This is a genomic window from Ponticoccus sp. (in: a-proteobacteria) (genome assembly GCF_048381735.1).
Window position 1 is genome coordinate 166,982 of sequence record NZ_JBLXGL010000006.1, and the last position, 12,005, is coordinate 178,986.

8 protein-coding genes are annotated in these 12,005 nt (G+C 67.5%); 2 read left to right on the forward strand and 6 right to left on the reverse strand.

Translation table 11 applies throughout. The features are described 5' to 3' along the window. Window positions 1-29: 29 nt before the first annotated feature. Entirely contained in the window at window positions 30-1,478 is a 1,449-nt protein-coding gene (locus tag ACN5KJ_RS12790) for a TrkH family potassium uptake protein (RefSeq protein WP_023851505.1), read from the forward strand. A gap of 617 nt (window positions 1,479-2,095) precedes the next feature. Here ACN5KJ_RS12790 and ACN5KJ_RS12795 read toward each other — a convergent pair. Then, entirely contained in the window at window positions 2,096-5,191 is a 3,096-nt protein-coding gene (locus ACN5KJ_RS12795; RefSeq protein WP_418594400.1) for a valine--tRNA ligase, read from the reverse strand. Window positions 5,192-6,229: 1,038 nt separating this feature from the next. Continuing rightward, entirely contained in the window at window positions 6,230-6,448 is a 219-nt protein-coding gene (locus ACN5KJ_RS12800; protein ID WP_347165327.1) for a DUF1127 domain-containing protein, read from the reverse strand. A gap of 221 nt (window positions 6,449-6,669) precedes the next feature. Between ACN5KJ_RS12800 and ACN5KJ_RS12805 the strand changes: the two genes are divergently transcribed. Beyond that, entirely contained in the window at window positions 6,670-7,734 is a 1,065-nt protein-coding gene (locus tag ACN5KJ_RS12805) for a P-loop NTPase (protein ID WP_418594402.1), read from the forward strand. A 52-nt stretch (window positions 7,735-7,786) separates the two neighbouring features. Here the strand turns inward: ACN5KJ_RS12805 and ACN5KJ_RS12810 are convergent, their stop codons facing one another. The 4 genes from ACN5KJ_RS12810 to ACN5KJ_RS12825 all read right to left on the reverse strand — a co-directional run bounded on the left by ACN5KJ_RS12810 (window position 7,787) and on the right by ACN5KJ_RS12825 (window position 11,827). Next, a complete protein-coding gene (locus ACN5KJ_RS12810; protein ID WP_418594404.1) occupies window positions 7,787-8,935 on the reverse strand; it encodes a DNA polymerase III subunit delta' in 1,149 nt (382 codons plus the stop codon). Further along, window positions 8,932-9,549, reverse strand: a complete 618-nt coding sequence (tmk, locus tag ACN5KJ_RS12815; RefSeq protein ID WP_347165323.1) for a dTMP kinase — start codon at window positions 9,547-9,549, stop codon at window positions 8,932-8,934. Before tmk ends, ACN5KJ_RS12810 begins: the two co-directional genes overlap by 4 nt. Continuing rightward, on the reverse strand, window positions 9,546-10,712 hold the full coding sequence (locus ACN5KJ_RS12820) for a D-alanyl-D-alanine carboxypeptidase family protein (RefSeq protein ID WP_418594406.1): 1,167 nt from the start codon (window positions 10,710-10,712) through the stop codon (window positions 9,546-9,548). The genes tmk and ACN5KJ_RS12820 overlap by 4 nt, the downstream gene beginning before the upstream one ends. Window positions 10,713-10,882: 170 nt before the next feature. Then, complete coding sequence (locus ACN5KJ_RS12825) at window positions 10,883-11,827, reverse strand: SPOR domain-containing protein (RefSeq protein WP_418594408.1); 945 nt, start codon at window positions 11,825-11,827, stop codon at window positions 10,883-10,885. Window positions 11,828-12,005 lie beyond the last annotated feature (178 nt).

Below are 12,005 nucleotides of genomic sequence, written 5' to 3' on the forward strand. Positions count from 1 at the left end.
CGGGCCTGAGCCGGACCGGACGCCCGCCGATGTTCGATATCCGCCCCGTCGCCTATGTGATCGGCCTGCTGGTCGCGATCCTCGGCGCGATGATGTTCCTGCCGTTGCTCGTCGACCTTGCCGAAGGGCGGGGCGAATGGCACGTCTTTCTGGAAACCGGCGTCCTGACGATGTTCTGCGGCGGCATGATCGCGCTGGCCTGCGCCAATGGCGTGAAAGAGCACCTGACGCTGCAACAGACCTTTCTTCTGACCACCGGCGTCTGGGTCGCGCTGCCCTTCTTCGGCGCGCTGCCCTTCGTGCTGGGCGCCACCGAGGCCAGTTTCACCGACGCCTATTTCGAGGCCATGTCGGGCATGACCACCACCGGGTCGACGGTCTTCACCCAGCTGGAAACCCTGCCCAAGGGGCTGCTTCTGTGGCGCGGGCTGCTGCAATGGTCCGGCGGCATCGGGGTGATCGTCATGGCCATGGTCTTCCTGCCGGAGCTGAGGGTCGGGGGCATGCAGATCTTCCGCTCTGAGGCTTTCGACACCATGGGCAAGATCCTGCCCCGCGCGACGCAGATCGCCTCTTCGATCTCGACCATCTATGTCTCGCTGACACTGGCCTGCACCGCCTGCTACCTGATCGTGGGCATGAATGCCTTTGACGCCACGGTGCATGCGATGACCACGGTCTCGACCGGCGGCTTCGCCAATTACGACGCCTCTTTCGGGACCTTCTCGGGGCCGGCGGAATACATCGCCTCGGTCTTCATGATCCTCGCGGCGCTGCCCTTCGTGCGCTACGTGCAGATGGTCGGCGGCAACCGCTTCGCGGTGTTCCAGGACATCCAGGCGCGCGGATTCCTCTGGGTGATCGGCGTTCTGACGGTCTGCACGGCGGTGGCGCTGTTGTGGATCTTCCCGCACCACCCGGAGCAGGCGGTGCGCGAGGCGCTGTTCAACATCACCTCGATCATCTCGGGGACCGGCTATGCCTCTGTCGACTACATGCAGTGGGGGCCGGTGCTGGTCACGATGTTCTTCTACATCGGCCTGATCGGAGGCTGCGCGGGCTCGACCGCCTGCTCGGTGAAGATCTTCCGCTACCAGCTGCTGTTCGCGGCGGTGCGGGTGCAGCTGAAGCGCATCGTCTCGCCGCACGGGGTCTTCGTGACGCGCTACGACGGGAGGCCGGTGGCGCAGGACGTGCTGCGGTCGGTCATGACCTTCTTCGTGTTCTTCGTGGTCTCGCTGGGGGTCTTCGCGGTGGCGCTGTCGCTGACCGGGCTGGACTTCATCACCTCGGTGTCCGGGGCGGCGACGGCTTTGGCGAACGTGGGGCCGGGGCTGGGCGACATGATCGGCCCGGCGGGCAATTTCGCGGGGCTGGGCGATACGGCAAAGTGGATCCTGTGCTTCGCCATGCTGGCCGGGCGGCTTGAGCTGATGGCGGTCTATGTCCTCTTCACACTGCGGTTCTGGCAGGACTGAGGAGGACATTTGGTGGCCTTGGTGCCGTAGGGCGGTCCGCCGCGAAGCGTCGTAGGTCGGGATTCAACCCGCCAACAGGGGAGAACGGCCCGCTGTATCCGCGGTGACGAGCATCGCTGGGTCTTGGTGGTCCCGCGATCTGACATGTCAGGACGGCGGTTGTTTCCTGCCAAGCCTTCAGACCTTCGGAGGTCGCCTGAGTGCGCGACGAACCTCGGGATACCCTCTCCCCAACCACCAAGCCGCGCATCGGCGGGCCGTGGCGCGGCGATCTGACTTTTCTGGACGGCACTTTATCCCAGCCAAGTCCGTAGAACTTCGCCGGGTAGCGATACCGGTAGCCAAATCGCCGGGCCAGGGGGCGGCCCGGCGATGCGCGGCGGCTTCGCCTTGATTCCGCGCCGGGCGGTGGATCGCATTGTCCTTCCTCATCGCTGACTTGTTTGAGCTTTGGAGCGGATAGGTAGGACTTTTCGAAAGTCGGGGTGATCGTTCGCGGCAGGCGGCCAGCCTGCTGACCAGCCCCCAATCGTTAGCCGCAGGCGACCAGCCCAATAACCAGCCAATAGCGCTTCACCATCACAGCGCACCCCGCCCGAAGGCGGGGTGCGTCTGTCTCAGCCCAGCTCTGCCAGACGCGCCAGCGCCTCTTGCAGCTTGGCCTCTTCCATCTCGCGCGCGGCGAGGTTGTCGCGGGCTTCCTCGACCACCTCGGGCGGCGCGGATTCCGCGAACTTGGGGTTCTTCAGCCGTCCGCGGAGCCCGCCGAGTTCCTTGGCCAGCTTGGCGATGGATTTCTCCAGCCGGGCCTTCTCGGCGGTGACGTCGATGATATCCGCCAGCGGCATCCCGAAGGTCGCCCCGCCCACCGGGACCGTGACGCAGCCCTTGGGGAACTCCGTCACCTCCGACAGGCTCTCGATCCGCGCGAGACGCTTGATCAGCGCCTCGTTACGCTCCCACGCGGCGCGGTCCTCGGCGCCCAGCCCCGTGACCAGCAGCGGCACGTAGAGGCCTGCGGGCACATGCATCTGCGCCCGGGCAGAGCGGACGCCCTCGATCAGGGCGATGACCCAGGACATCTCTGCCTCGGCCTTGGCGTCCACCACATCGGCGGCGGCATAGGTCGGCCAGTCGGTGTGGACCAGCATCTTCTGGCGCGTGCCCAGCGTGCCCCAGAGCTCTTCGGTGATGAAGGGCATGATCGGGTGCAGCAGGGTCAGGCACTGGTCCAGAACCCATGCCATGGTCGCGCGGGTTTCGGTCACGACGGCGGGATTCTCGTCCGCAAACAGCGGCTTGGAGAATTCCACGTACCAGTCGCAGACCTTGCCCCAGACAAAGGCGTACAGCGCGTTGGCCGCGTCGTTGAAACGGTACTCGGCCAGCGCGAGGTCGACGGTTTCGCGCACGCGCGCCGTTTCGCCCACGATCCAGCGGTTGACGGTCTGCTGCGCGGGTACGACCCATGCCGGGTCCGCGGCGGTTTCATGCGCGGTGAAGACCTCGTTCATCTCGGCGAAGCGGCAGGCGTTCCACAGCTTGGTGCCGAAGTTGCGATAGCCCGCGATGCGGTCCATCGACATCTTCAGCACGCCCCCGATGGACGCCATGGCCGCGTTGTTGAAGCGCAGCGCGTCGGCGCCGTATTCCTCGACCACCTCGAGCGGGTCGATGACGTTGCCGGTGGTCTTGGACATCTTCTTGCCCTTCTCGTCGCGGACGAGCTGGTGCAGGTAGACGGTGTGGAAGGGGATTTCGTCGACGACGGCAAGCTGCATCATGATCATCCGGGCGACCCAGAAGAACAGGATGTCGGACCCGGTGACCAGCACGTCCGTGGGGAAATACTTCTGCATTTCCGGCGTGTCTTCGGGCCAGCCCAGCGTCCCGATGGGCCAGAGACCGGACGAGAACCAGGTATCCAGCACATCGGCATCGCGGAACATCGGCAGTTGCATCGGGGCATCGAAGGTGCGGATGGTGCCCTCGTCCGCCACGTCCATGGCCTCGCGCAGGGCCCGCAGGACATCGGCGGCCTCCTGCGCATCGGCGACGATGCGGAATTCCGTGCCCTCGGGCGAGATCGCCATGGCCTTCTCGATGGCCTCGGCCTCTGTCGCGGCGCAGACCGGGTACCAGTCTTCCTCGCCGGGGATGTACCAGACCGGGATCTGATGGCCCCACCAAAGCTGGCGCGAGATGCACCAGGGCTCGATGTTTTCCAGCCAGTGGTAATAGGTCTTCTCGCCCGATTCCGGCATGATCTTGATGCGGCCCGAGCGGACGGCATCCAGCGCGGGGCCGACAACCTTCTCGGCATCGACGAACCACTGGTCGGTCAGCATCGGCTCGATCACCACCTTCGAGCGGTCGCCGAAAGGCTGCATGATCGGCTTGGCCTCGACCAGCGGCACGAGGTTCTGCTCTTCGGTGCGGTCCTCGCCGCCTTCCTCGGGCGCGACGGGAGCCTTGACCGGCTTTCCGAGGCGCGGGTCGGTGGCCTCTGTCATCACCGCGAGACCCTCGGCGGTGATCTCGGCCACGACCCTGTCACGCGCCTCGAAGCGGTCGAGGCCACGCAGGTGGTCGGGCACGAGGTTCAGTGCGTCGGTCTCTGCCTCGGTCAGGGTCTGGTCGCCCTTGGCCACCTTCATCGCGGTGGCGGCGGCTTCGGCGTAGGGGGCGCCGTCGGCGCGCATCTGGCCGGCCATGTCCATCAGGCGATACATCGGGATGCCGCCGCGCTTGGCGACCTGGTAGTCGTTGAAGTCGTGCGCGCCGGTGATCTTCACCGCGCCCGAGCCGAAGGTCGGATCGGGGTATTCGTCGGTGATGATCGGGATCAGGCGGCGGTGTTCCTTGGGGCCGACCGGGATCTCGCAAAGCTGGCCCACGATGGGCGCATAGCGGTCGTCCGAGGGATGCACCGCGACCGCGCCGTCGCCCAGCATGGTCTCGGGGCGCGTGGTGGCGATGGAGATATAGTCGCGCTCTTCCTCGAAGAGCACGGTCCCGTCCTCGTCCTTCTCGACGTAGGTATAGGTCGCCCCATTCGCGAGCGGGTACTTGAAATGCCACATGTGGCCCGGCGTCTCGATGTTCTCGACCTCGAGGTCGGAAATCGCCGTCTCGAAATGCGGGTCCCAGTTCACCAGCCGCTTGCCGCGATAGATCAGGCCCTTTTCGTACATGTCGACGAAGACCTTGATCACGGCGTCGTGGAAGTTGCCGGTGCTGTCCGCCTCGGGCGCGCCGGGGGCGCCGGACATGGTGAAGGCGTTGCGTTCCCAGTCGCACGAGCTGCCCAGCCGGTGCATCTGCTGGATGATGGTGTCGCCGTATTGCGTCTTCCAGTCCCAGACGTGGTTCAGGAAGTCGGCGCGGGTCAGGTCGGTGCGGCGCAGGCCCTGCTCGGCCTTCAGCTTCTTTTCGACCTGAAGCTGGGTGGCGATGCCCGCGTGGTCCTGCCCGGGCTGCCAGAGCGTGTCAAAGCCGCGCATTCGGTGCCAGCGCGTCAGGATATCCATCAGCGTGTGGTTGAAGGCGTGGCCGACGTGCAGGGCGCCGGTCACGTTGGGCGGCGGGAGCATGATGGTGAAGCTCTCGTCGCGGGACTTGTTGGCACCGGCGCGGAAGGCGCCGCTCTCGATCCACTTGGCGGAGAGGCGGGGTTCGGCCTCGGCGGCGTTGAACGTCTTTTCCAGGGGCATGTCGGGACCTCTTTGCTTTGTCCAGACCTGTAGCGAATGGGGGCGGGGAGGGGAAGGGCGCGTGGCTTTGCAGGTGCGGTGCGCTCGGGCGGGGCGGACCTGTTTGCTGCGCAAAGGCGGCCCGCCCACCCGACCCGGACCCTTTGGGGTGGGACGGGCCTGTGGGGATTCCGGCGGTCCGCCGGGCCAGTCGGCGGCCCGGGTCTGGGGAAGAAAACGGGCCTTGTTTCGGGTGGGCGCTGGATTGGCGAGGGGATGAGCCGCCGGAGTTCACGCGGAAAGGCAGCTTTGCCCACTGGTCGCTGCGAGGCGGGGCTCGCAGCGACCGAAAAAAGCCCCGCGATGCGGGTGCATCGCGGGGCCGAAGTTTACGAGCGCCCCAGGGAGGAGGAGAGGGGGCTCGAACCGAATTGGTGTGCGGCGGCACCAGGGAGGAGGAGAGGTGCCGCCGCGTATGCCTGGCTCCAGGGAGGAGGAGAGGAGCCCTGCAATCTCTGGCCCGTCGGGGGCCGGTATCTGGTTGCGACGGTGCCAGGGAGGAGGAGAGGCACCGTCGCTGATGTCGGAAACCCCAGGGAGGAGGAGAGGGGTCCGGCATGTCGTGGGCGGCAGTCGCTTGCGCGAGAGAAGCCCGGTTTTAGGGCGCGGCGACACCAGGGAGGAGGAGAGGTGCCGCCGCTTATGCTTGGCCCCAGGGAGGAGGAGAGGGACCCTGCATTCGATGAGTTCACAGGCAAACGCCGGAACCCTTTGTAAGGTTGCGACGGTGCCAGGGAGGAGGAGAGGCACCGTCGCTGATACCGTAAACCCCAGGGAGGAGGAGAGGGGTCCGGCATGTCGTGGGCGGCAGTCGCTTGCGCGAGAGAAGCCCGATTGTAGGGTGCGGCGACACCAGGGAGGAGGAGAGGTGCCGCCGCTTATGCTAGACCCCAGGGAGGAGGAGAGGGGCCTTCACATGTCTCTGGGCCATCGGGGCCCGGTATTCCGTTGGGCGGCCGGGCCGCCCCTTTTCGCCGGATATCATATCCGGCTTGCTGCTTACGCTTCGTAAGCGGCCTGCCATGCGACGCGGCGGATCTCTGTCCGGCTCATGCCCAGATCCATCAGGTCGCGGTCGGACAGGCTTGCCAGCTCGCGGTAGGTCTGGTTGTAGATCCGGCGCTTTGCGGAGCGTGCACGGAGAGTTTCGATCAGGGTGGCGACCCGGGCGAGCAGACCGCTTTGGCTGCCGGTCGCGATATGTGTTGCGTGTGCCATTGTCTATTGCCTCAGGCAGTGTTTCGTTCTGTTGTCCCCAAGATGGGTGAAATGCTGCACGTGCACAATGCCTTCCCAAGCAATGCCGCCATGCAGCAATTGCATGGTAAAGATGACTATGGGCGGCAGGTTCTGCTGGCTAATGCGGCGCCCGGGGCGGTAGGAGTTGCGTTGCCGTAGGGGTAGCGCCACTTAAAGAGGCAAATTGAAGAGGTATGGGCATGCAGGAAACGAAAGAATCGGTGTTGCGGGAACTGGCGCGCGTCAGCCTTCCCGATGGCGGGGACCTCGTTTCCCGGGACTTGATTCGGGCGCTAACAGTCGAAGAGGGCGTTGCGCGCTTCGTCATCGAAGCGCCGACGGCAGAGATCGCGCGCCTGATGGAGCCGGTGCGCAAGGCCGCCGAGGCCGTGGCGCTGGACGTGCCCGGCGTGCTGCGCGCCAGCGCCGTGCTCAGCGCGCCCACGCAAGAGCGCAAGCCGCCCGCGCTGAAGATGGGCGGCCATGCCACGCCGCAGGAAGGGCCGATGCGCCCGGCGGGCGTGAAAACGATCCTCGCGGTCGGGTCGGGCAAGGGCGGTGTCGGCAAGTCCACCGTCTCGTCTAACCTTGCGGTGGCCCTTGCCCGGGCGGGCAAATCCGTCGGGCTGCTGGATGCCGATATCTACGGGCCGTCGCAGCCGCGCATGTTCGGGTTGACGCAGCGCCCCGCCAGCCCGGACGGCAAGACCATCGTGCCGCTCAAGGCGCATGGGGTCACGGTCATGTCCATTGGCTCGATGCTGGAAGAGGGCAAGGCGGTGGTCTGGCGCGGGCCGATGCTGATGGGCGCGCTGCAGCAGATGCTGATGCAGGTGGATTGGGGCCAGCTGGACGTGCTGATCGTCGACCTGCCGCCGGGCACCGGCGATATCCAGATGAGCCTGTGCCAGAAAAGCGAGGTGGCAGGCGCCATCGTCGTCTCGACGCCGCAGGATGTGTCCCTGATCGACGCGCGCAAAGCCCTGGACGCCTTCCGGACGCTGAAGACGCCCGTTCTGGGGCTGATCGAGAACATGGCGGTCTTCACCTGTCCGCATTGCGGCAAGGATAGTCAGATCTTCGGCCATGGCGGCGTGGTGGCCGAGGCCGAGGCGCTGGGTGTTCCGCTGCTGGCGCAGCTGCCGATCGACCTCGACACCCGGCTGGGCGGCGATGGCGGTGTGCCGGTGGCGACAGGCTCGGGTGCCATGGCAGAGGCCTATGCCCGGCTTGCGGACCGGATGATCGCGGGCGGCCTCGTCTGAGGGGCGGGCCTGCCGGTGTCCGCGCGTCACCGCGCGGCGCCGGGGCCCGCTTTCAACCGGCCTTCGCCAGTTGCAGGTAAAGGTCGGTGACCAGCGCCGCAGGCTCGACGTTGACGGACAGCGCGTGCCGGGCGCGGTCCGAGGCCTTCTGTCCGGCATCGGCCCAGCGGCGGGCGGCACCCGCGTCCGGTGACAGGCGGCGCAGAAGCTCGGTCTCGCCGCGCTCTATCTCGGTTCCGGCAGAACCCAGAACCCCCGTGCGGGCCAGGCGCGCGGTCGCGAGGTCGGTAAGCCCCAGCAAGAGGGCAAGGCGCTCTTCCTTGCCCCGCCCGGCGCAGCTTTCGGCCAGCCGCAGCAGGCGCCCGCGATCCATCGCGGGCAGGCTGCCCAGCAGGCCGAGGATGTCGCGGTAGAGCGCCAGCCCGTCAAGGCTGATCAGCCGGATCGCGGCCCCGACAGAGCCATCGGACAGCACCGCAAGGGCCGCCGCGCTCTCGGGGTCCAGGCTGACGCCGGCCTGATGCAGGGCCGCGCCAAGATCCTCCGGCGACAGGGGCGCCAGCCGCAACTCGCGGCAGCGCGAGCGGATCGTCGGCAGCAGACCCGAGGGCTGGTGCGAGATCAGCAGAAGCGTCGTGCGGGCGGGCGGCTCTTCCAGCATCTTCAGGATCGCGTTGGCGGCGCTGGCGTTCAGATCGTCGGCGGCATCGACGATCACCACGCGCCGCCCGCCATCGGTCGACGACATGTGAATGAAGTCCGCCAGCTTGCGGATCTCGTCCACGCGGATACCGGCAGAGAACCTGCCGTCCCTGTAGTTCTTCTCGCGCTCGGACTCGGTGGTCCCCAGGCCGCCGCGCCGGATCAGGCACAGCCCGGGTTCCGACAGGGCACGCAGACGCCGCGCGACCGGGTGCTCGTCGTCGATGTGCAGGCTTTCGGGCGGCGGCGGGGCGCCGAACAGGCCGTCGCCCTCGTCCGGGGGCGTGGCCAGCAGGAAGCGCGCGATGGCCCAGGCGAAAGAGGCCTTGCCGACGCCGCGCGGCCCGGTCAGCAACCAGCCATGGTGCAGGCGCCCGGCGTTGAAGGCGGTGAGGAAACCGGCTTCGGCGCGCCCCTGCCCAAGAACCTGCGGGCAGAAGCGCGGATGCGGGGCGCCCGGGGCGCGGTCCGGTTCGGGAAGGTCTTCGGGATCGCTCACAGCACCGGCTCCAGCGCGGCGCGCACATCGGCGGCGACAGTGTCCATGGCCCGGTTGCCCTCGATCACGCGGAAGCGTGCGGGAAACTCCCGCGACAGGGCCAGAAAGCCCGCGCGCATGGCCTGTTGCAGCGGCAGGCCGAAATCCTCGAAGCGTTCCTCGGCGGTGGCCCGGGCCTTGGCGCGGGACAGGCCGGCCTCGGGGTCCATGTCGATCAGCAGCGTCACGTCCGGTTCTATCCCGATCATCAGGTCATGCAGCGCGTCGACCTGCGCGCGGCGCCCGTCGCGGCCCTGATACATGCGCGACGAGTCGGCGAAGCGGTCGCAGATCACCACGCGGCCCTCGGCCAGTGCCGGGCGGATCGTGCGTTCCAGGTGATCGCGGCGGGCCGCGGTGAACAGAAGCAGTTCGGTTTCCGCCGACCAGCGGTCTGGGTCGCCCTGCAGGACCAGCGCGCGAATTTCCTCGGCGCCTGGGCTGCCGCCCGGTTCGCGGGTCAGCAGAACGTCACGGCCCTCGGCGCGCAGGGCCTCGGCCAGCAGGCGCGCCTGCGTGGACTTTCCCGAACCGTCGATGCCTTCGAAGCTGACGAACAGGCCCTTGCCGCTCACATCGAGTCCTGCGGCTGCGCCGAGTACCGCTGGGCCAGCACGCGGCTGACCGTCAGCATCCGGTCGACGAAGCCGCCGGCCTCGACATTGCCGGCGGCGACCAGCTGCACGCGGCGCTCGGGCAGGCCCTCGGGGCGGATGATCAGTTCCGCCAGCTTCTGACCCTGCCGCACCGGCGCCTCGATCGGGCCGGTGTAAACCACCTCGGCCTCCAGCCCGTTGGCGGACAGCGTCGGAAGCAGCATGGTCACATCCTCTTCGGCGACCAGGTCCACGCGGTCGGTGGCCCCCATCCAGACCTCGGCGCTGGCGATGGTCGCGCCCTTGGTCACGATGGTCTTTTCGGCAAACTGGCGGAAGGCCCAATTGACGATCTGCTCGGACTGTTCGGCGCGCTCGCCGCTTGTGGGCAGGCCGGTGATGGCGAAGATCACCCGGCGGTCGCCGCTCTTGGCAGAGCCCACAAGGCCGTAGCCCGCTTCTTCGGTGTGGCCGGTCTTCAGCCCGTCGGCGCCGATCCCGAGCCCCAGCAACGGGTTGCGGTTGTTGACATTGGAGGGCGCGCGGCCGTCGAACTCGAACTTCTGCTCGGCGAACATCGGGTAGAATTCCGGGAAGTCGGTGATGATGCGATCGGCCAGAAGGACAAGATCGCGCATCGACATCACGTGCCCCTCGGCGGGCCAGCCAGAGGCGTTCTTGAAGGTCGAAGAGGTCATGCCGATCTGCTGCGCGCGCTGGGTCATCATCCGCGCAAAGCCGCTTTCGGTGCCGTCGGGCGACAGGGCCTCGGCCAGAACCGCGCAGGCGTCGTTGCCCGACAGGACGATGATCCCGCGCAAGAGATCCTCGACCCGGACCCGGTCCGTGGTGTCGAGAAACATGGTCGAACCGCCATAGCTTTGCGCGTGCTGCGACACCGGCAGCCGTTCGTCCAGCTGCAGGCGCCCGTCCCGGATCGCCTCGAAGGCGACGTAGAGCGTCATCAGCTTCGAGGTCGAGGCGGGGGGCAGCGCTTCGTCGGCGTTCTTGGTCAGAAGCACCGTGCCGGTCTTCTGATCAAGGACAAAGGCCGCGCGCGCGGTGGTGTCGAAGGCCGGGGCCTGCGTGGCGATCAGCGCGAGGGTCGCGGCGCTGGCAAGAAAGCGGGAGAGTTGGCTCATGGTCTGTCTCCTGTGGCGCGGGTCCGGCCCGAACGATACCGGGGGCCGACCGCCGCCCGGAAAGGGCCGAGTCGAACGGACCCCGGGGGGGCTGTGCCCCGGTTATCCCCGATATGCGAGAGCCTGTCATCCCGATGCGCGGTTTTGTGCCCTGCGCGCAGGGCGGGGCATCAATTGCTGACGGCGTAGGCGTCGGTAAAGCCATTGTCCTTGATGGTCTTCATCAGGGTGTCCATCTCGCCCTTGGTCTGCGCCGGGCCGACGACCACGCGCCAGAACTCCTTGCCCTGGCTGTTGTGGGCCTTGACCGTGGGCACCATGCCGGACTGCCGCATCGATGTGGCGGTGTTCTCGGCGTTCTGTTTGACCGAGAAGATGCCGATCTGGATATAGGGCTTCTTCAGGCTGCTGGCGGCGCTGGCAGGCTTGGCGGCGGGCTTCGGCCTCGGCGCCGGAACAGCTGCGGCCAGGCTGGGCTGCGGCGTGTCGCCCTGTGCAGAGGCCGGGGGCAGGGCGGTGCCATCGAGGGCGGCGGCAGCCGAGGTGGCGACCGGGTCCAGCGTGCCCTCGGTCACGCCGGGGGCGGCGGGCATGGCTTCTGTCGCACCGGCGGCATTGATCACCGGCGTCGGTGCGGGGGCGGCCTCTGCCACCTCTTCGCGGCGCAGCGCGACGACGTTCAGGTTCGACGGCTGACCGGCCAGCACGCCAAGCGCTGCGGCGGCGTCGGACGAGATCTGAAGCCGCGGGCCGGGGCTTTGCCGTTCGCGCTTGAACAGCGCGCCGATGACGAACTGTCCGTTCTGTTCGTTGCGGATGATCGCCCGCTCGGGTTCCTTGACGTCCGGATGCGCCACCCAGACCCCGCCCAGCGAGGGCCGGCCGTCCCAGAGGCCCGCCTCGGTGGCCTGGAAGATATCCGGCGCCTCGACGTCGCGTTCAGAGGTGCGTTTGCCGCCGCCGGTGGTGCTGGCCCGCGAGACGACATCGCCATCGCCCTTGGATTTCAGGAAGCCGGGCATCTGGCCCTCGGCGCAGGCGGTCAGGCCCAGCAGTGCCATGCCCGCAACCGATACACGCAGAGTCCTGCCGATATGTGCCGAAGAACCGCTCATCTCTTGCCTCTCGCCTTTGCCGTGGCGACCGATGTCACCGCGTCACGCCGGGTTGTCCCGGTCGTTTGCTGCCTCTGGTACGGGCTCTTGCGGCCCGCCTTTGGCGGTAGACTAGCCAATTCGGAGTCTCAGGGGAACCCTGCACCGCAGGGGCGGCGCGGATTTTCCGATCGGGTGC